At 73.8% G+C, this 18,865-nt stretch carries 23 protein-coding genes; 6 read left to right on the top strand and 17 right to left on the bottom strand.

The features are described from left to right. The first annotated feature begins 72 nt into the window (after positions 1 to 72). A complete protein-coding gene (locus FHG89_RS04155; RefSeq protein WP_208760854.1) occupies positions 73 to 1,077 on the top strand; it encodes a helix-turn-helix transcriptional regulator in 1,005 nt (334 codons plus the stop codon). Here FHG89_RS04155 and FHG89_RS04150 read toward each other — a convergent pair. The 5 genes from FHG89_RS04150 to FHG89_RS04130 form a co-directional block, all read right to left on the bottom strand. Continuing rightward, a complete protein-coding gene (locus tag FHG89_RS04150) occupies positions 1,040 to 1,540 on the bottom strand; it encodes a GNAT family N-acetyltransferase (RefSeq protein WP_139582919.1) in 501 nt (166 codons plus the stop codon). The genes FHG89_RS04155 and FHG89_RS04150 overlap by 38 nt on opposite strands. Next, positions 1,537 to 2,061, bottom strand: coding sequence for a GNAT family N-acetyltransferase (locus FHG89_RS04145; RefSeq protein ID WP_139582917.1), 525 nt, complete (start codon positions 2,059 to 2,061; stop codon positions 1,537 to 1,539). The genes FHG89_RS04150 and FHG89_RS04145 overlap by 4 nt, the downstream gene beginning before the upstream one ends. Positions 2,062 to 2,131: 70 nt before the next feature. Then, the gene (locus tag FHG89_RS04140) at positions 2,132 to 3,706 is read right to left on the bottom strand and encodes an FMN-binding glutamate synthase family protein (RefSeq protein WP_139582915.1); all 1,575 of its coding nucleotides are present in this window, start codon (positions 3,704 to 3,706) and stop codon (positions 2,132 to 2,134) included. A 61-nt stretch (positions 3,707 to 3,767) separates the two neighbouring features. Next, complete coding sequence (locus tag FHG89_RS04135; RefSeq protein WP_244295149.1) at positions 3,768 to 4,127, bottom strand: VOC family protein; 360 nt, start codon at positions 4,125 to 4,127, stop codon at positions 3,768 to 3,770. Positions 4,128 to 4,301: 174 nt separating this feature from the next. After that, on the bottom strand, positions 4,302 to 5,432 hold the full coding sequence (locus tag FHG89_RS04130) for a peptidoglycan recognition protein family protein (protein ID WP_139582913.1): 1,131 nt from the start codon (positions 5,430 to 5,432) through the stop codon (positions 4,302 to 4,304). A gap of 189 nt (positions 5,433 to 5,621) precedes the next feature. Between FHG89_RS04130 and FHG89_RS04125 the strand changes: the two genes are divergently transcribed. Both FHG89_RS04125 and FHG89_RS04120 read left to right on the top strand, forming a co-directional pair. Further along, positions 5,622 to 6,653 carry a mechanosensitive ion channel family protein gene (locus tag FHG89_RS04125; protein ID WP_139582911.1) on the top strand — a complete coding sequence of 344 codons (1,032 nt, stop codon included), beginning with the start codon at positions 5,622 to 5,624 and terminating at the stop codon, positions 6,651 to 6,653. A gap of 207 nt (positions 6,654 to 6,860) precedes the next feature. Then, on the top strand, positions 6,861 to 8,099 hold the full coding sequence (locus tag FHG89_RS04120) for an MFS transporter (protein ID WP_139582909.1): 1,239 nt from the start codon (positions 6,861 to 6,863) through the stop codon (positions 8,097 to 8,099). Positions 8,100 to 8,145: 46 nt separating this feature from the next. Here the strand turns inward: FHG89_RS04120 and FHG89_RS04115 are convergent, their stop codons facing one another. From FHG89_RS04115 to FHG89_RS04090, 6 genes are all read right to left on the bottom strand, one after another. After that, positions 8,146 to 8,532 (bottom strand): VOC family protein, encoded by a 387-nt coding sequence (locus FHG89_RS04115; RefSeq protein ID WP_139582908.1) that lies wholly within the window; start codon positions 8,530 to 8,532, stop codon positions 8,146 to 8,148. Beyond that, a complete protein-coding gene (locus FHG89_RS04110) occupies positions 8,529 to 9,221 on the bottom strand; it encodes a hypothetical protein (RefSeq protein ID WP_167517336.1) in 693 nt (230 codons plus the stop codon). Before FHG89_RS04110 ends, FHG89_RS04115 begins: the two co-directional genes overlap by 4 nt. A 202-nt stretch (positions 9,222 to 9,423) precedes the next feature. Continuing rightward, complete coding sequence (locus FHG89_RS04105) at positions 9,424 to 9,843, bottom strand: YchJ family protein (RefSeq protein ID WP_139582907.1); 420 nt, start codon at positions 9,841 to 9,843, stop codon at positions 9,424 to 9,426. Between the two features lie 77 nt (positions 9,844 to 9,920). Beyond that, the gene (locus FHG89_RS04100) at positions 9,921 to 11,030 is read right to left on the bottom strand and encodes a magnesium and cobalt transport protein CorA (RefSeq protein WP_139582941.1); all 1,110 of its coding nucleotides are present in this window, start codon (positions 11,028 to 11,030) and stop codon (positions 9,921 to 9,923) included. Between the two features lie 99 nt (positions 11,031 to 11,129). After that, the gene (locus FHG89_RS04095; protein WP_139582905.1) at positions 11,130 to 11,741 is read right to left on the bottom strand and encodes a class F sortase; all 612 of its coding nucleotides are present in this window, start codon (positions 11,739 to 11,741) and stop codon (positions 11,130 to 11,132) included. An 88-nt stretch (positions 11,742 to 11,829) separates the two neighbouring features. After that, a complete protein-coding gene (locus tag FHG89_RS04090; RefSeq protein WP_139582903.1) occupies positions 11,830 to 12,315 on the bottom strand; it encodes a hypothetical protein in 486 nt (161 codons plus the stop codon). Between the two features lie 407 nt (positions 12,316 to 12,722). Here FHG89_RS04090 and FHG89_RS04080 point away from each other — a divergent pair, with 407 nt between their 5' ends. Beyond that, on the top strand, positions 12,723 to 13,967 hold the full coding sequence (locus tag FHG89_RS04080; protein WP_139582900.1) for a lycopene cyclase family protein: 1,245 nt from the start codon (positions 12,723 to 12,725) through the stop codon (positions 13,965 to 13,967). A 71-nt stretch (positions 13,968 to 14,038) separates the two neighbouring features. Here the strand turns inward: FHG89_RS04080 and FHG89_RS33535 are convergent, their stop codons facing one another. Both FHG89_RS33535 and FHG89_RS04070 read right to left on the bottom strand, forming a co-directional pair. Continuing rightward, positions 14,039 to 14,290: a hypothetical protein gene (locus FHG89_RS33535; protein ID WP_244295145.1), complete on the bottom strand. Its 252-nt coding sequence runs from the start codon at positions 14,288 to 14,290 to the stop codon at positions 14,039 to 14,041. A 63-nt stretch (positions 14,291 to 14,353) separates the two neighbouring features. After that, positions 14,354 to 15,082, bottom strand: coding sequence for a tyrosine-protein phosphatase (locus tag FHG89_RS04070; protein WP_139582899.1), 729 nt, complete (start codon positions 15,080 to 15,082; stop codon positions 14,354 to 14,356). A gap of 83 nt (positions 15,083 to 15,165) precedes the next feature. On the opposite strand from FHG89_RS04070, the gene rnhA reads away from it, so the two are divergent. After that, positions 15,166 to 15,639, top strand: a complete 474-nt coding sequence (gene rnhA / locus FHG89_RS04065) for a ribonuclease HI (protein ID WP_139582897.1) — start codon at positions 15,166 to 15,168, stop codon at positions 15,637 to 15,639. 18 nt (positions 15,640 to 15,657) lie between these two features. Here the strand turns inward: rnhA and FHG89_RS04060 are convergent, their stop codons facing one another. The 4 genes from FHG89_RS04060 to FHG89_RS04045 form a co-directional block, all read right to left on the bottom strand. Beyond that, positions 15,658 to 15,894: a preprotein translocase YidC gene (locus tag FHG89_RS04060; RefSeq protein ID WP_139582895.1), complete on the bottom strand. Its 237-nt coding sequence runs from the start codon at positions 15,892 to 15,894 to the stop codon at positions 15,658 to 15,660. A gap of 72 nt (positions 15,895 to 15,966) precedes the next feature. Next, on the bottom strand, positions 15,967 to 16,854 hold the full coding sequence (locus FHG89_RS04055) for a pentapeptide repeat-containing protein (RefSeq protein ID WP_139582893.1): 888 nt from the start codon (positions 16,852 to 16,854) through the stop codon (positions 15,967 to 15,969). A 77-nt stretch (positions 16,855 to 16,931) separates the two neighbouring features. Then, the gene (locus FHG89_RS04050; protein ID WP_139582891.1) at positions 16,932 to 17,183 is read right to left on the bottom strand and encodes a hypothetical protein; all 252 of its coding nucleotides are present in this window, start codon (positions 17,181 to 17,183) and stop codon (positions 16,932 to 16,934) included. Further along, positions 17,180 to 17,986, bottom strand: coding sequence for an SDR family oxidoreductase (locus tag FHG89_RS04045; RefSeq protein WP_139582890.1), 807 nt, complete (start codon positions 17,984 to 17,986; stop codon positions 17,180 to 17,182). Before FHG89_RS04045 ends, FHG89_RS04050 begins: the two co-directional genes overlap by 4 nt. A 42-nt stretch (positions 17,987 to 18,028) precedes the next feature. On the opposite strand from FHG89_RS04045, the gene FHG89_RS04040 reads away from it, so the two are divergent. Next, positions 18,029 to 18,631 carry an MBL fold metallo-hydrolase gene (locus FHG89_RS04040; RefSeq protein WP_139582888.1) on the top strand — a complete coding sequence of 201 codons (603 nt, stop codon included), beginning with the start codon at positions 18,029 to 18,031 and terminating at the stop codon, positions 18,629 to 18,631. Positions 18,632 to 18,865: the final 234 nt, after the last annotated feature.

Genomic DNA, 18,865 nt, shown 5'->3' with positions numbered 1-18,865 from the left:
TGGTCGGTCATGGTCCCAGCCTCTCGTGAATCGCGGACAGGGTCGTTCCTCGATCCGTGCAACGATCGGCGGGTGACAGTCGAGGCGACCACCGAGCGGGTTCTGCGGTTGTTGGCGCTGCTGCAACGACGACCGTCCTGGACGGCCGCCGACCTCGCCGCGCAACTGCGGGTCACCGACCGCTGCGTCCGCCGCGACGTGCAACGCCTGCGGACACTGGGCTATCCCGTGCGCGCGGTGTCCGGTGTCGGTGGCGGCTATCAGCTCGGCGCGGGCACCCGGCTGCCGCCGCTGCTGCTGGACGACGAGGAGGCGATCGCGACGGCGGTCTCCCTGCGACTGGCCTCCGGGGGCACGGTCGCCGGGGCGGGCGAGGCGGCCCTGCGGGCCCTGGCGAAGCTCGACCAGGTGATGCCGTCACGGCTGCGCGCCGAGGTGCGGGCGGTGCACGGCTCCACGGAGACCCTCATCGGGCCGGTCGTCGAGATCGACGCGGAGCTGCTGGTGATGCTGGCGCGGGCCTGCCGCGACGCGGTCCGGGTGCGGTTCGGCTACCCCGGACGGGACGGGGAGTGTGAGCGGACGGTCGAGCCGGTCCGGATGGTCACCACGGGCCGACGGTGGTACCTCATGGCCTGGGACGTCGACCGGGCCGACTGGCGGACGTTCCGCCTGGACCGGATGCGTACGGCGGTGGCCACGACCTGGCGCTTCCGGCCCCGCGCGCATCCCGATCCGGTCGCCTTCGTGCAGCGGTCGGTCACCGGGTCGCCGTACCGGTATGTCGCCCGGGTGCGGGTGCGCGCCCGCCCCGACGAGGTGCGGGCGTTGGTGCCGCCGCAGGTCGGCCGCGTCGAGGACGACCGCGACGGGTGGTGTGTGCTGCTCGTCGGTGGCGACGACCTGGACTGGCTCGCCGCGCACATCGCCCGCCTGAGCTATGAGGTGCAGGTGGTGCAGCCCGCGGAGCTGCGTGCGGCCGCCGCCCGTCTGGCGCGCCGCCTGGCGGCGATCGCCGAGCCCGCCGAAGCGGATCCGGTCAGTCCTCGGCCGGGGCGGACGGGGCGCGGACGGTGAATTCTCGCAACGGCACCGGGCCGCCGTCCGGCGCGGTCCACGGGGCCGTGCGGGTGCCGGTGCACCGCCACCCGGTGCGTTCGTAGAGCGCGACGGCAGCGCTGTCCCGCTCGGCCACCTCGAGCACCAGGTCCGTCGCGCGCTCGTTCGCCCACTGCCGGGCGCGGGCCAGCAGCGCATCGCCAAGGGCCAGCCCGCGCGCGGCCGGCGCCACGAAGAGGCGCGCCACCTCGGCTGTCGGCCGGGCGGGCTCGGACAGCCGGTGCACCGCGACATGCCCCACGATGGCCGCGTCCGGCGCGACGGCGACCCAGGCCCGTGCCGGTCGCGGTTCGCACAACCACCGATGCGGGTCGGCGGGCCAGTTCATCGGGTACCCGTCGACCCGGTGCACCTCGGCGAGGGCCGCGACGCATCCGTCCAGGTCGGTGGCGCGCCGGCGGCGGATGCGCGGCGGGATCACAGGTCGTCGAACGGGCGGGCGTAGCGGAACTCGCCCCGGATCGTGTCGCGCCACGCGTTCAGCGGGCGGGCCATGAAGTACTGCGGACCCCACGGCTGCGGCGGGGTGACGCCCACCTCGACCGCCGGCCGGAACCCGAAGCGGGGGTAGTAGTCGGGGTGCCCGAGCAGCACCACCAGAGGCTCGTCCCGCGCGTCGGCCGCGCCGAGCACCGCGTGCATCAACGCGCTACCCACCCCGCGCCGCTGCCACCCGGGCAGCACGCCGAGCGGCCCGAGGCCCAACGCCACCGGCTCACCGGCCACCCGGGCGCGGGTGGCCACCACGTGCCCCACCACCTGGCCGTCCGGATCAACCGCCACCAGGGAGTACGCGGGCAGCCAGCCGTCGTCGGCGCGCAGCGCGTCGACGAGCGTCGCCTCGACTGGCACGCCGTCACCGCCGGCCGGGGCGGCGAAGGCCGCGCAGTGCACCGCCCGGATGGCATCGACGTCGGCGGTCGTCTCGCGTCTGATCAGCACCGCGCCACCATAGGCGCGCGGCGTCGCCGGCCGCACGGGGTTATCGCCCGGGCCGGCCGGGGGCGGGACGTCAACCGACGGCGGTGGCCGACGGCGGGGCGCTGCCGCCCTGCGGCACCTCCGGGGTCATCAGTCGGATGATCTCCGCCTGGTCGGCCGGCGACGGCAGGCCCCAGCCCGGCCGGTAGCCGTACACCTTGTGCAGTGGGGTGGAGCCGGTGCGGCCGTCCAGGATCTCCACGGCGTCCGTGCCGATCAGGCCGGGGTGTTCGACGCCGCACGCCTCGGCGACCTTGGTGAGGTCGCGGCGCAGCGTCGCCAGATAGTTGGCCGCCCGGACCGACTTCAGGGTCGGGTCGAGGCCCCGGGCCAGCCAGGCGTTCTGCGTCGCGACCCCGGTGGGGCAGGTGTCGGTGTGGCACTTCTGCGCCTGGATGCAGCCGATCGAGAGCATCGCCTCCCGACCCACGTTGACCATGTCGCAGCCCAGCGCGAAGGCCACGATGGCGTTGTCGGGCAGGCCGAGCTTGCCGGCGCCGACGAACACCACCTGCTCGTGCAGGTCGTGCTCGGCGAAGACCCTGTAGACCCGGGAGAAGCCCTGCTGGAACGGGAGTGACACCGAGTCGGTGAAGATCAGCGGCGCGGCGCCGGTGCCGCCCTCGCCGCCGTCGATCGTCACGAAGTCGACGCCCCGGCCGGTGTCGCGCATCAGGGTGGCCAGCTCCTGCCAGAAGCCGAGGTCGCCGACCGCCGACTTGATACCGACCGGCAGGCCCGTCTCGGCGGCCAGCAACTCCACCCAGTCGAGCAGGCTGTCGCAGTCGGAGAACTCGGCGTGCCGGGACGGGCTGACGCAGTCCCGCCCGGCCGGGACGCCCCGGGTCGCGGCGATCTCGGCGGACACCTTCGCGCCGGGCAGCAGCCCGCCGAGGCTGGGCTTGGCGCCCTGGCTGAGCTTGATCTCCAACGCCCGCACCGGTGCGCCGGCGACCAGGTCCTTGAGCCGGTCCAGGCTGAACCGGCCGTGCTCGTCACGGCAGCCGAAGTACGCCGTGCCGAGCTGGAAGACCAGTTCACCGCCGTTGCGGTGGTACGGCGACAGGCCGCCCTCGCCGGTGTTCTGCAGGCAACCGGCGAGCGCCGCCCCCTTGTTGAGCGCGGTGATCGCATTGCCCGAGAGCGAGCCGAAGCTCATCCCGGAGATGTTCACCACCGACTCGGGCCGGAACGCGTGGGCGCGCCCCCGGGCCGCGCCGAGCACCTTCGCGCAGGGCAGCCGCACATCGTGCCCGGCGCCCGGAGTCGACGGCGGCACGGCCCGGCCGAACGTGCGGTGCTTGATGATCGGGTAGCCGGGGGTGTACTCGATGTCGTTGTCGGTACCGAACCCGAAGTAGTTGTTCTGCTGCTTCGCCGACGCGTACACCCAGCGGCGCTGGTCGCGGGTGAACGGACGCTCCTCGTTGTTGCCGGCCACGATGTACTGCCGAAGCTCCGGCCCGATGGCCTCCAGCACGTAGCGGGCGCGACCGAGCACCGGGAAGTTGCGCAGCAGCGCGTGGTCGCGCTGGATGAGGTCCCGCGCGGCGAGCGCCGCCACGGCGACGGCGACGGCGGGTACGGCTCGACGGGCCCATGTCATGCCCGGGTCTCTTTCCGGCCGGGCGGCGGATCAAACCGGCCCGGGGGCGACGCGGTGCTGGTCAGCCCCGGGACTGGGCGATGTTGACCATCCAGTTGATGCCGTACCGGTCGACGCACTGCCCGTACTCGTCGCCCCACATCTGTTTCTCCAGCGGGACGCTCACCGTCCCGCTCGCGGCCAGCTGCTCCCAGTAGCCACGCAGCTCGTCGGCGTTGTCACCGCTGAGGCTGACCGCGATGTTGGTGCCCGGCTGGTGCTTCATCCCGGGTGCGGTGTCCGAGGCCATCAGGGTGAGCCCGTCGGGCGACTCCAGCATCGCGTGCATGATCTTCTCGGCGAGGCCCGGTTCGGTGCTGCCGAACTCGCCGAAGGTGTTCATCCGCAGCTGGCCACCGAAGACCTGGTGGTAGAACTCCATCGCGTCCCGGGGCGGTGCCGGGAAAGTTGAGATACGGGTTGAGTCGCGTCCGCACGGCACCCTCCTTGGTCCTGGTCGACGTCATCGTCGCAGAACGGCACAGGTCGGACAATGAGGCGCGCCCGTGTCCGCGCTGGCGGCGGTGCGGGTGCGCCCCGCACCGCCGCCGGTGACTCAGCGGTGCCGCAGGCTCTGGCGGACCGTCCCGCCGACGATCGCGCACCACGTGCTCGTGCTGAGCTTGCCGTTGCGCGGCAGGTTGTGCAGCGCCTGGAGGTCCTGCACGGCCGCCCGGGTGGCGTGGTCGTACGCGCCGGTGACGGTGACCGCGTACCCCTTGGTGGCGAGGATCTCCTGCACCGCCGTGACCGGCGCGCCGGTGGCGTGCTGGTCCAGCTCCGGCGCCAGGGTCTCCCAGGTCGGGGTGGTGAGCGTGGCGTCCACGTCCACGGCGATGCCGTTGCGGGCCTGCCAGTCCTGCACGGCAGCGACGGTCGCGGCGTCGAACGTGCCGCTGACCGTCACCGCGTAGCCCCGGAAGGCGAGCAGGTGCTGCACGACCCGGACCGACGGCGAGTTGACGAAGCGCCACAGGTCCGGCCAGCGGCGCGCCGGCACGTCGCCGGGCCTGGTGCCCAGGGCCGCGTGCACCCGCCGGCGCAGCTCGGGGAACTGCCGGTAGAAGGCCGCGCCCGGGCACTGGGTGGTGCGGAAGTCCCAGTGTCCGAAGATGTCGTACGCGTGCAGGCCGTACTGGCGGCAGATGGCGACGCAGAGCTTGACAAGCGAGTCGGTGAGCGCCTTCGGTGGCGTCTCGGTGACGTAGGTGCCCTCGTTCTCGATGCCGATGGCCCGACCGTTCTCGCCGGGGCAGTGCGCCGAGATCATCTGCCGGTCGCCGGCTTCGAGGCGCTCCAGGCTGCCCCGGCGGCCCTCCAGTACGTAGCCGCCGCGGCTGACCGTGAAGTGCTGGCCGGTGTCGGACCAGCCGTTGCCGTCCATGTGCAGGTCCTGGCAGTCGTGGGCCAGTTTCACCGCCTGCTCGCGGGAGTAGTCGGTGACGTTCGGGAACGCCATGTGATGCACGATGATCTTGTTGGTGGGGATGGCGCTTACCGACAGCGGGTCCTTCGGCGGCCGGGCCGCCCACTCGTCACAGCTGATGATCCAGTCCAGGTCGGTGCCTGGGGCGGCCTGCGCCATGGCGGGAACGGCCAGCTCGCTCCCGACGACGGCGACCGTGGCGGCGCCGAGACCGGCCCGCAGCAGCGTCCGGCGGTCCACTTCGGAGTGGTCGACGTGCATGAAAGTCTCCTCCTGCGGCCGACGGCGGGGGATGAAAAGTAGCTCCAGTGGCCGCACGCACTCCGGAGAATATTGCCAAGGCTGTCCACGCGCCAGACCCCGCGCCACCGCAGTCCGGCGTTTCCCCGTCGGTCCACGGGGGTAGGTCGGGGCTGACCGTTCGGCTGCCCCGCGTGAAGGAATGACCAGATGAGTGACAACGTCAGCGATGCGGTGGGCGACGCCCTCCGCTCGGTGATGCTCTTCCTGCCCAAGGCCGTCGCCTTCCTGGCGATCCTGGTGGCCGGATGGCTGATCGCCAAGGCCGTACTGAAGATCGTCGAAAAGATCCTCGAACGCGTGGGCTTCGACCGCGCCGTCGAGCGCGGCGGCGTCCGTCGCGCGTTGAGCCGATCCCGGTACGACGCCAGCGACATCGTCGCGAAGCTCGCCTACTACGCGGTGCTGCTGTTCACCCTCCAGCTCGCGTTCGGCATCTGGGGGCCCAACCCGATCTCCGACCTGCTCGGCGCGGTCATCTCCTGGCTGCCCCGCGCGTTCGTGGCGATCGTCATCGTCGTGGTCGCCGCGGCCATCGCCAACGCCGTCAAGGACCTCATCAGCGGCGCGCTCGGCGGCCTGTCGTACGGCCGGGTGCTGGCCACCATCGCCTCGGTGTTCATCCTCGGCCTCGGCGTCATCGCCGCGCTGAACCAGATCGGCGTGGCCACCGCGGTCACCACCCCCGTGCTGATCGCGGTGCTGGCCACGATCGGCGGCATCCTCGTCGTGGGGGTGGGCGGTGGTCTGATCCGTCCGATGCAGAGCCGCTGGGAGGCCTGGCTGACCCGCGCGGAGCAGGAGTCGCAGCAGATCGCCGCGCACGCCCGCGCGTACCGGGCCGGCCGCCGCGACGCCGAGGCCGAGTTGGCCCGCGCGTCGGCACCCGCCAGCGATCCGGAGGAGACCCAGATCGTGACCCGGCCGGCCGACGTGGACGCCACCCAGGTCGTACGACCCTCGACCGACGCCGACGCCACCCAGGTCGTACGACCCTCCGCCGACGCCGAGGCCACCCAGGTGGTCGTCCGCCCCGCCGACCCGGACGCCACGCAGGTGGTGAGCGCCGACTCCGAGGCGACCCAGGTGGTCCGGGGCGGCACCGACCGCGCGGTGCCCGAGCAGCGCCTCGGCGACGATGCCGAGGCCACCACTGTCATCCCGCCGGTGGACCGGCGCTGACCGTCAGCGACGAGGCGGGGCGGGATCTTCCGGGATCCCGCCCCGCCGTCTCGTACGCCAGGCCCAAAACGCTGGCCGGGGCCGCGAAGCTTGTCTAGCATCGCCGACATGACCTGGCGATGTTGATCCAGCAGCGTAGGCCGATCCCGTGGACCGCCACGGACACCGCTCGTCCGGTGTCCGTCTCCACTCCCACGGGAAGGCCAAATGATCCACACGATCCCGCGCGTGCCCGACCCGGCGCTCCGCCGGCTGACGACCACCCTCTACGGGTACGCGTTCCTCAGTGACCTCGTCCTGCTCTACCCGCTGTACGTGGTGTTCTTCGCCGACACCGGGCTGTCGGTGGGGCAGATCTCGTCGCTCTTCGTTCTCTGGTCGGCGGCCGGCATCCTGTTCGAGGTGCCCTCCGGCGCGTGGGCCGACGTGGTGTCCCGCCGGCTGCTGCTGTGCCTCGCCCCGCTGGTGACCGCCTGCGGGTACGCGCTGTGGGTGCTGCTGCCGTCGTACCCCGCGTTCGCGGTCGGCTTCCTGCTCTGGGGCGCCGGCGGCGCGTTTGTCTCCGGCGCGCTGGAGGCGCTGGTCTGGACCGAGCTGGACCGGCTCGGCGCGGCCGACAGGTACGCCCGCGTGCTGGGGCGTGCCCGCACGGCGGGCGTGCTCGGCGTGGTGTTCTCCGGGGTGCTCGCCGGCCCGGTGCTCGCCGCCGGCGGGTACCCGGCGGTGGGCGCGGCCAGCGTGGTGGCCTGCCTGCTCGCCACGACTGTCGCCGCCCGGTTCCCGGAGCACCGCGCCGCGCCCGCCGCACCCGACGACGATGGTGACCTGGGCTGGTGGGACACGCTGCGAGCCGGGGTGGCGCAGGTCCGTACCCGCCCGCCGGTGCGCTCCGCGGTGCTGCTGGTCGCTGTGGTCGCCGCCGACTGGGGCGCCCTGGACGAGTACACCCCGCTGCTGGCCCTGGACACCGGCGTCGGGGCGCAGGCCGTGCCGCTGCTGCTCCTGCTGCTCTGGGCCGGGGTCACCGTCGGCGGCCTGCTCGCCCCCGCGGGGGAGCGGTGGGGCAGCCGGGGCTACGCGGCGCTGCTGGGCCTGGTCCGTGTCGCGCTGGCCGGGGGCGCCCTGCTCCGGCACCCGGCCGGGTTCGTGCTGCTCGCGGTGGCTTTCGGAGCCGCGCAACTGGCCACCGTGCTGGCCGACGCGCGGCTCCAGGCCCGGATCACCGGCGACAGCCGCGCCACCGTCACGTCGCTTGCCGGAATGGCCACCGACCTGCTGATCATCGGGACGTACGCGGTCTACGGCCTTCTCGCCACGGCGCTGGGCAACGCGGTGGCCTTCGCGGTGACGGCCGGGCCGTACCTCGTCGTGGCCCTGGTCCTGCTGCGCCGCCGCCGGCGCTCGGCGGCCGTGCCCGTCGGCGCCGCCGCGCGCGGGTCGACCTGAACGCTGCCCGGCGGCGGCCCTTCGCGGCCGCCGCCGGGCGGCACGCTCAGCTCGCGATGTGCAGGAACGACCACTGGTGGCCGTCGAGGTCCCGGAAGCCGCGCATGTACATCGGCCCGTTGGCGATCCCCGGACCGAGCGGCTCCCCACCGGCGACCGCCACCCGGTCGACCAGGTCGTCGACCTGCTCGCGGCTCTGCGCCGACAGCCCCACGATGACCTCCCGGCTGGTCGCCGTGTCCGTGGCGGCGACCCCGGTGTACGCCTCGAAGGCCGAGCGGACGTGCAGCATCAGCCGGGTGGTGTCGGAGATGGTGAGCACCATGCTGTCGCCGGCCGGCGCGCTCTGGTCGCTGGTGAAGCCGATCGCCCGGTAGAACTCGGCGGCGAGGGTCAGGTCGCGCACCGCCAGGTTGATGAACGTCATGGTCATCGGAGGTCTCCGTTCGACTCGAGCAGCACCTTCAACGCGGCGAGCCGTTCCCGCCAGTACGCCTTGAGCTCCGCGGCCTGCTCCGCTCCGGTCAGCTTCTCGTGCAGGACGTTGACCCGGGTCTTCGACTCGCCGACCGCGTCGAAGCCGACGACGATCCGGGTGGGACCACCTGCCCAGTCGGCCCGGAAGCTGCGCGGCGCTGTGGCGGTGCGGACGCGCACCTCGACGTCGGGCAGCCAACGGGCGCGCGCCGTCTCGTCGGCGAAGGCCTCGAACAGTCGCGGCGCCGGCACCGCCACCGTCCGGCTGGCGCTGGCCTCGAAGCCGCCGCCGCGCCGCTGACCGGGTGCGCGCAGACCGCGTGCCTGCTCGTACCCGACGGTGATGCTCTGCGCCCACCAACCCGACACGTCGTGCTCGGCCACCAGGTGACGGGCGATCTCGGTGTGTGTCCGCTCGGTGGCGGACGCGGCGTCGAGCAGCGCGAACCACTCCGCCCAGCCGCGCCCGGTCCGGGCGCGGACCAGGTCGTCGGCGATCCGCTCGGTCTGCGCGGCGGTGGGTGGAGGGGACGGGGTGGGCTCGGCGGCCCGATTGATCAGTTGCCGGCGGGCAGTGGTGTAGCTCTCGCCGGTCTTGGCCATCCGGGCGCGGACCCGGGTCTTGAACGATCTCTGGTTGGTCATCACATGCTCCCGGTCAACGGCACGGTCACCGGGACTCACGCTCCCGCCGACCCCGCCGGAGTGGGGCATGTGGCACCACGTCCCGAGGGCTCCAGGGCCCCCTTTGCCTCCGCGAAGCCGGCGGCGTGAGCGCCGGGAGGGAGGTGCGGCGCAGGACCACGCCGACGTCATCGTACGCTCCGGCCGGCCGTCTGCGCAGTCGTCAGGGCTGGTCGCCGTCGAGGTAGACCCACCGGCCGTCCTCGCGGACGAACCGGCTGTGCTCGGTGAGCGTGCCGGGCCGGCCCGCGTCCCGGTAGTGGGCGTGGAACGTCACGGTGCCGGCGCTGTCGAGCAGGCCGCCCCGCTCGGTGTCGACGATCTCCAGCCGGGTCCACCGCTGGCCCGGGTCCAGGTCGAGAAGGGCCGGCCGGGTCGAGGAGTGCCAGCTGCGCAGCAGGTAGCCGGCGTCGCCCAGGGCGAAGGCGCTGAACCGGGACCGCATCAACGCCTCGGCCGTCGGCGCCTGCGCCGCGCCTTTGTGCACCGGGGCGCAGCAGTCCGCGTACGCCTGGCCGGAGCCGCACGGGCACGCGCGTCCCGTCGTCGCGTTCGCCCGCCGGCGCGTACCACCCCTGCCCACGCCGTCATCCTGCCGTACCGGTCCGCGGGCTCCGACGCTGGCCGAGGGGTTGACGGTAGCGCGGCGGGGCGCCGCCGTCAGAGCCAGCCGGAGCGGCGGAACAGGCGGTACAGGGCCAGGGCGGCCACCGCCATCAGCGCCACGGCGCCCGCATAGCCGTAGCGCCAGGCCAGCTCCGGCATGTGGTCGAAGTTCATGCCGTAGATGCCGGCGATGCCGGTCTGGGTCGCCGCGATGGCCGCCCACGCCGCGATCTTGCGCATGTCGTTGTTCTGCTCGACCGCGAGCTGCGCCAGGCGGGACTGGACGATCGAGGTGAGCAGGTCGTCGTACGCGGCCACCCGGTCCACCGCGCGGCTCAGCCGGCCGTCGACGTCCACGAACCAGCGGTGCAGCGTACGCGGCGGGCCGGCGGGGCCGTCCGGGGCGAGCAGCGTGCGCATCGGCGCCTGCAACGGCAGGACCGCCCGCTTGAACTCCACCACCTCCCGTTTGAGCTGGTAGATGTGCTGGATGTCGGCGGAGCGGTCGCGGGCGAACACCGCCTCCTCGACCCGTTCCAGGTCCCGTTCCACATGCCCGGCCACCTCCAGGTAGGAGTCGACCATCCGGGCGCAGACCGCGTACCCGACCGCCCACGGGCCGGCGGCGAGCAGCGCGGGGCGGCGTTCGATGTCGGCGCGTACGCTGCGCAGCGCCCCGGCGGCGCCGTGCCGCACGGTGATGGCGAACCGGTCACCGAGCAGCACCATCACGTCGCCGGTGTCGATCACCTCGGAGGTGTCGGTCAGCTCGTCGTGCTCGACGTACCCGGCGGTGCGCAGCACCAGCACCGTCACCGGCCCGTGTCGCTGCACGGTGGGCCGGTGCCCGTCGGCGAGCGCCTGTTCGACGGTCAGCTCGTCGAGGCCGAAGGTCCGGCCCACCGCGGCGAGCACCGCCGGCCCCGGGTCGTGCAGGCCCAGCCACACGAAGGCGTCACGACCGCGCCGGGCCCGGGTGTACGCGTCGGCGTAGTGCGGGCGGCCGGGCTCCCGCCGTCCGTTGACGTAGACGGCGCAGTCGACCACGGCGTCCGGGTTGGACCTGCGCGGGGTGGGGGAGTCGTCCTCGGCCCGTCCGAGCAGTCGACGGGCCAGTGCGCGTACGCCACGACCGGTCCGGTCCCGTACCGTCCGCCCGTCCACCACCGTGTGCCCCCGTCGCCGGCGTACCGCCCCGATCAGGGATGGTGTCACCGCATTCTGCCCAGCGGGGTCGGGCGTGCGACAGGCGGGCGGCCGGGCTCAGGCGGTGCGGGTGGCGAAGACGACGATGTTGTCCACGTAGTTGCCGGTGGCGGCGTCGAAGCGTCCACCGCAGGTGATGAGGCGGAGGGCGGCGACGTCCGCCGGGCCGTAGACGAGCGCGGTGGGGAAGCGGTCCTTCGGGTACGCGCGCACGTCGTCCACAGTGAACGTGGTGACCTGGGCGTCGGCCCGGGTGACCTCGATCTCCTGGCCGGCGCGCAGGTGACCGAGGTCGAAGAAGACCGCCGGGCCGGCCGGTGAGTCGACGTGTCCGACCAGGACGGCGTTGCCGGTCTCACCGGGGCTGACCCCGTGCCGGTACCAGCCGGCGAGGCGGGGCCGGTCCAGGGGCGGCACCTCCAGCACCCCGGCGGCGTCCGCGCCGACGGGGACGATCTCGGCGCGTACGTCGATGGCGGGTATCCGCACCCGGACCGGCGCGGCGCGCGGCATGGGCGGCAGGTCCGGCGCGGGGTGGGTGCGGGTCGGCGCGTGGGCCGGCGGCCGTGGTGGCCGCGCCGGGTCGGCGGTGAGGCCGACGGTGATCAGTCCCAGCCCGGTCACGCCGAGCAGGGCGACCACGGCCGGCAGGGTCCGCCGCCACCACACGTGCGTGCCTCCGTACGGGATCGTCGGGGTGCCCGCGCCGGTGTCACCGGCACGGGCACCCGTCCTCAGGGATGGAGCGGGTCGCCGGTCAGGCGACGGCGGACGCCGGTCGGCGCCGGCGGAACAGGACCACCGCGCCGGCGAGGGCGGTGCCGAGCAGTGTGCCGCCGGCGGCGAGGGCACCGGTGTCGCGGCTGTCGCCGCCGGAGCCGGCCGGTGCGCCGCCGATCGGCGTGACGGTGAACGTGGCGCTGCCGGCTGAGCTGCCGTCGCCGCAGGTGGCGGCCACCGTGTACGTGCCCAGGGTGAACCCGGCGGTGAAGAGTTCGGCGCTCAGGCCGCCGCCGGCGGCGGCCGTGGTGGATCGGACGTTCTGGTCGCGGTTGGGGCCGGTGACGCGGAAGAGGGCGTCACCCGACTTCGGGTTGCAGGTCGTCGCGGTGAGCACGACGGTCCCACCGACCGGGGTGGTGGCCGGTGACACGGTGGTGTCGGCCAGCGCGGCGCCTGGCAGCAGGAGCGTGCCGAGGCCCACGCCGAGCGCCGCTGAGCAGAGTGCTGTTGAGACCTTCATACGCGTCTTCCCTCACTTTTCGTCCGCTGACTGCGTGGGACGTCGTTCGGGTGGCCAACTCCGTGACTAGCACCGGTGTGCCCAACACTAGGTGGGTTGGGACCTCGATCCGGTGAAAATGAGAAATCCTCGTTGCCGTCACGTGTCCACCCGAAGGCGGGGGAGAGCTGCCCAAAGGCACGGACGGGCCGAGCGGCGCCTGTGCTCCGTCGATGTCTCCTGCGGGTCGGGCTGTCGTGGGTGGGTCGATGGCGAGGTATCACGTCGCCTGTCCCAAGGCTGGTGCTGCGCCGCCATCGGCTCGCCGGTCTCCACCAGGGTCCTGAGGCCGGCCAGCACCTCCGGCCAGCCGCCGCTGCCGGGTGGCGGCGCGGGGGCGGCCGGGGCCGTGTGGCAGCGTGGTGCGGGTGACCGACTCCGCGCCGCTCGACGTCGACCTCGCGCTGCTCGGCGGCGGTGGCGCCGCGTCGCTGCTGCTCGCCGCACTGGACCGGCACAACGTCAGCGACCTGCGGATCGCCATCGTCGACCCGGTGCGTCGACGTGGCCAGGACCGCACCTGGGCGTTCTGGGGCAGCCCGCACCCCGACCTGGACCCGCTGCTCAGCGCGAGCTGGCAGCAGGTCGAGGTGGCCACGCCCGCGCGGCGCCGCGTCCTGGACCTGACCCCGCTGCGGTACGCCATGCTCCGCTCCGGCCCGGTCTACGACCGGGCTGCCGAAGCCGAGCACCGCCTGCGCGCCACCCGGATCGTCGCGCCCGCCGAGGCGGTGACCGACGACGGCACCCGCGTAATGGTGCGCGCCGGCGACGGGTCGGTCGTGCGGGCCGACTGGGTGCTCGACTCCCGCCCCCGTCCACCGGCGCGAGCGGGTCGCACCACCTGGTTGCAGCACTTCCGCGGTTGGTGGCTGGAGGCCGACCGGCCCGTCTTCGACCCGGCGCGGGCCGTGCTGATGGACTTCCGCACCCCGCAACCGCCCCGGGGTGTCTCGTTCGGGTACGTGCTGCCGGTCAGCGACCGCTACGCCCTGGTCGAGTACACCGAGTTCTCCCCGAGCCTGCTCACCGACGCCGGGTACGACACGGCGCTTGCCGCGTACCGGGACCTGCTCGGGTTGGATCCGGCCGGACTGCGGGTCCGCGAGGTGGAGAACGGGGTGATCCCGATGACCGACGCGCTGTTCCCGGCCCGGCCGACACCCCGGGTGGTACGCCTCGGCACGTCCGGCGGCGCGACCCGGCCGTCCACCGGGTTCACCTTCTCCGCCATGTACCGCCAGGCCGACCAGGTGGCCCGCGCGCTCGCCGCCGGCCGCCCGCCGGTGCCCCGGGCCGCGTACCCGCGTCGGCACCGTTGGATGGACGCGGTGGCGCTGCGCGCCCTGGACCGGGGAGGGGTCGGTGGTCCGGAGTTCTTCGACAGGCTCTTCGACCGCAACCCCGCCGAACGGGTGCTGCGCTTCCTCGACGGGGTCACCACCCCGGCACAGGAGGTCGCGATCATGAATTCCACCCGGCTGCTGCCGATGATCACCGCCACGGCCGGCGACGCGGCGCACCGCCTGCGCGACCGGCTGCGCCCCACCCGGCCCGCGCCAGCCATCCCGGCGGCCGTGGTGGGCGGCGCGCCGCCGATGCCACCCAGCTGATCCGGGCAGGTCAGCCCCGGGCGGCCACCGCGTCGCGGACGAGCACCCGCAGGTCCTCCATCGGGTCACCGTCACCGGCACCGAGCAGCGTCTTCGTCGCCGCGAACGGTCAACCCCAACTCGGGGTAGGCGTAGGCGAGACTGCCGCCGCTGCCGGCCGCGCCGAACGACCCGTCTGAATCCACCGCGTACCCGAGACCCCAGCTGCCCTCCTGCCCGAACACCCACTCCGGGCCGGGCAGGTCGGGGGTGATGGCGGCGCGCAGCCGGATCGGCGGCTGCCGAACCTCGGCCCGCAGGGCGTCCCACTTCCCGAGGTCCATGACGATCGACTCTGGCAGACCGGACCGGAGCCGCGCGCGTGATTATCGGTGGCCCGCCGGCTCTCAGCGGTCCAGCAGACGCTCGCGCAGCCGGATGGTCAGCGCCTCGTCCACGCCGAGCCGGTCGGTCGCGTACCCGACGACGGAGCCGTGCGCGGTCCTCAGGTCGGCCAGGAAGTGCCGGATGATCGCCTCCGGCGCCCGTCCGTACCCCGGCCAGCGCAGGTCACGCTCGGGGTTCAGGGCCCGCCAGTCGGCGATCAGCCGTTCGGTGGCCAGCTCGGTGCGCGCGAAGTCGCCGGCGATCTGGTCCTCGTCCACCCCGAGCAGGGCCAGCAGCAACGCCGCCAGCAGGCCAGTGCGGTCCTTGCCGGAGGCGCAGTGGAAGACCAGCGGAGCGTCGGCGGCGGCGATCACCTCGAGCGCCTGGCGCAGCTCGTCCACCCCGTCCTCGGCGACCTCGGCGTACCGGTCGGCCAGGTAGCGCCACGGGTCGAGCGCCGGATCGATCATCGCCTGGTCGTAGGGGCGGTGCTCGACGCTCAGGTTGTGCCAGGTGAGCCCGGCCATCTCCGGTGCCCGGCCGCGCGCCGTGATCTCCCACGGGTACCGCAGGTCGATGACCGTGCCTACCCCCAGGGCCCGGAACCGGTCCAGGTCGTCGCCTGTCAGCTTGCCGAGCGAATCCGAGCGGTAGAGCAGGCGCCAGCGCACCGTGCGCCCGTCGTCCGTGCGGTAGCCGCCGAGGTCGCGGAAGTTGTGCAGGCGGTCGAACGCGACGTGTCGATCCATCCGGCTGACCCTAGCGGTCCCCGCCCGGCGTGGCGGCCCCCCGACCGTCCTGGGCGGCGTCGCCGCCCGGTAGGTTGCCGGGCATGGTGGACGCGGCGGCCGGCAGGGGCGTGCAGATCTGGACCGACGGGGCGTGCAGTGGCAACCCGGGGCCCGGCGGCTGGGGTGCTCTGCTGCGCTACGGCGACCACGAGCGGGAGCTGTGCGGCGGCGAGGCCACCCCGACCACCAACAACCGGATGGAGCTGATGGCGGCCATCCAGGCGTTGGAGAGCCTGAACCGTCCGGTCGCGGTCGAGCTGCACACCGACAGCACGTACGTGCGTAACGGCATCACCAGTTGGCTCGGGTCGTGGAAGCGCAACGGGTGGCTGACCGCCGCGAAGCAGCCGGTGAAGAACGCCGACCTGTGGCAGCGGCTGGAGGCGGCCTGCGAGCGGCACCAGGTCACCTGGCTGTGGGTCAAGGGGCACAACGGGCACCCGGAGAACGAGCGCGCCGACCGGCTCGCCAACAGGGGCATGACCGAGGCGCGGGGCGCGCTGGCCAGCCGCTGAATCCGCGCCGGGCCCGCCTCAGCGGGTCGCGTCCGGATGCCCCGGCATGCTCGACCCGCCGCCGCTGCTGCCGGACGAGCCGCCGGTCATGCCTGAGCTGTTGTCCTCGGTGACGATGTCCGGTGGCACGTCGGTGTCGTCCGGCGGCGGGACCTCGGTGTCGGCCTCGACCTGCACCAACGGCACCTGGCCCGCCTCGTCCTCGGCGTGTGCCGGGTCAGCCGGCAGCTCACCGTCGCGCTTTCGGTAGCCCACGCCGTGCCCCCCGTCGATGCCGTACCGCGTCGGCGGTGGCTACCCGGCGTGGTCAGGGCCGAAACCTCGCGCTCAGCGGTGCCGGCTCCGTCGACCGCGACCGCTGGCCCGCGACGCCTGGCCCACCGGGGTGGGCGCGAGTGCCGTCCAGTGCGCCGGCCGGGTGCGGGTCGCCGGCAGCGCGGTGCGGACGTCTCCCCGCGCGGCGTCGAGCTGGGCCTGGTGCAGGAAGAGGGTCGTGCGCAGGTCCGCGCCCCGCAGGTCGGCGCCGCGCAGGTCCGCGCCTGTCACGTCCGCCAGGCCCAGGTCGACGCCGCGCAGGTCGGCGCCGACCAGCAGCGCGCCACGCAGGTTGGCCCGGCGCAGGTCGACCCGGCGTAGGTCGACCCCGAGCAGAGGTGCGCCGCGGTGGTCGGCGCCTCCCGGGGAACGCGCCGCCTCGCTGGCCCGCGACAGCAGCGGGTTGATCCGCTCCCGTTGCGCGGCGACGTCCACCGCGCGAAGCCGCGCGGGGTCCCCCGCGGCGAGCGCCGCGGTCTCGGCGCGGGCGCGTTCCAGTTCGGCGCGCAGGTCCGCCGGCGGGCGCAGCGCGACCGCCTCGGTGAGGTACCAGAGCAGCTCGTGCAGCGGGCGCAGCACGGTGAACGCCTCCGCCATCGCCGGCAGTGTCTCCGGTGCGTCCCGCCAGTCCCGCCCGCCGAAGGTGACCTGGGCGACCTGCTGCCCGGCGCCGAAGCAGTCGAACACCGTGCAGCCGGGGAACCCGCGATGCCGCAGCTCGGTGTGGATGCCGCAGCGATGGTCGGCGCCCAGGTGGGGGCAGGACTTCCCGGCGGGCTTGTCGATGGCGAAGTCCGCCGACCGGGCGAACGCGGGCACCACACAGCACAGCCCGAAGCAGCGCTCGCAGTCGGCGCGCAACTGCGCCGAGCCGGGCGGCGGTGCGGGGCTCAACGACACGGAGGGACGCTCCTTCTGTCGACGGACGCGGGGTACCACGATTGTCCCGCGCGCCGACCCGGCCGACCGGGCCGGGGTCACCGTCCGTGCATGTCCCCGGCCGCCGAGGAGCGGGGAGCCGGGGTACGGGGACCGCCCGGTGGTGGCACCAGCCGGCGGATCGCCCGTTCCCCGTCGTCGTGCCCGTACTTCTGGTCGAACTGCCGCGCCACGACGGCGACCGGCGTACGGTCCCCGTCGACCGGCTCGGCCAGCGCGAACACCCCGGGGGTCGCCCCCGGCGCGCGGGGCGGCAGCATGGCCCGCACGTCGTCCCGCCCGTCGCTCAAGCTTTCCGCCAGTCGTCCGTGGTGAGGGCGTTGGCCTGCGGCCCCATCAGCAGCATGCCGCCGTCGACCGGCCAGGACGCCCCGGTGACGTACGCGGCGGCGGGGGAAGCGAGCAGCGCGACCACGGCGGCGACCTCCCGGGCGTCACCCGGGCGCCCCACGGGTACGCCCGGCCTCCGCTGGGTGAACGGGTCGACGTCGTCCTGACCTGTCATCGGCGTGGCGATCTCGCCGGGGGCGACCGCGTTGACGGCGATCCCGTCGGCGGCCAACTCCTGTGCCATCACCCGGGTCAGCAGGCCCAGCCCACCCTTGGCGGCGCAGTACGCGGCGGAGCCCACCCGGGGCGCGTGCTCGTGCACGCTTGTGATGTTGATGATCCGTCCGCCGACGCCGGCGGCCCGCATCCGCCGCGCGGCCCGCTGTGCGCACAGGAACGGCGCGTCGAGGTCGACGGCGAGCACCTCCCGCCACTGCTCCCATCCCGTGTCGACGAACGGCGTCGAGGCGCCGGTTCCGGCGTTGTTGACGAGCACTCCGATGCCGCCCAGCCGGTCGGCGAGCTCGTCCACCACCGCTGCCGCGTCCGGCAGGCCGGTCAGGTCCACCTCGGCCGCCTCGCAGCGTCGACCGGTGGCCCGGACCTCGGTCGCGGTCCGCTCGGCGCCGTCCGGGTCGCCGTACCAGGTGATGCCGACGTCGAAGCCGGCCTCCGCGAGGGCGACCGCGCAGGCCTTGCCGATGCCGGAGTCCGCGCCGGTGACCACGGCGATCCTCGGGTAGTTCTCGTAGAGCTGAGGCATGGGTGGGCGATACCCCGAGGCGGCGCGGCGTACCGTCGCCGGATGCGAATCACCCGGTTCACCCACGCCTGCGTCCGGGTCGAGCACGACGGCGGGGTGCTCGTCGTCGACCCGGGCACCTGGAGCGAGCCCCGTGCGCTGGCCGGGGCGGACGCCGTCCTGGTCACCCACGAGCACACCGACCACGTGGACGTGCTGCGGCTGGCCGGCCTCGGCGTCCCCGTGTACGCCCCGGAGGGCGCACGCCTGCCCGACCTCGCCCCGCTGCCGGTGACCCCGGTCCGCGTGGGGCAGAGTTTCACGGCGGCCGGGATCCAGGTCAGCGCCCACGGTGGCCGGCACGCCGCCATCCACGAGGGTCAGCCCGACTGCCCCAACCTGGGTTACCTGATCGGCGACGGGTTGTACCACCCGGGCGACTCGCTGCACGTGCCGGACGTGCCGGTGCACACCCTGCTCGTCCCGGCGCAGGGGTCCTGGCTGCGGCTCGACGAGGCGATCCGGTTCGCCCACGCGGTGGGCGCCGAACGGGCGTACCCGATCCACGACGCGCAGCTCAACGAGCGTGGCCTGGCCAGCGTCGCCGGCTGGTTCGGCGAGACGATCCCCGGCTACCGCCACCTCGTTCCCGGCGACACCGCCTGAGCCCGCACGGGAATGGATGAGGGGGACACATCGGCGTCGCCCGACGTGGTGCCCACGCTCATATCTGATGTGGTCTATGTCACGGTAGCGTTCGCGCACGCCGACGCCACCGTTGGCGCTCCGAAGGAGAGCGTCCATGTCCACACCACGCAGAGTCGCCACCGCCCTCGCCGCCGTCCTGCTGCTGACCCCTGTCTCTTATACACATCTGACGCTGCCGACGATAAGGCTCGC

The organism is Micromonospora orduensis (genome assembly GCF_006228125.1).
Classification (GTDB): domain Bacteria; phylum Actinomycetota; class Actinomycetes; order Mycobacteriales; family Micromonosporaceae; genus Micromonospora; species Micromonospora orduensis.
The sequence above is the reverse complement of the archived record's forward strand: the minus strand, read 5'-3'. Positions and strand labels throughout refer to the sequence as shown.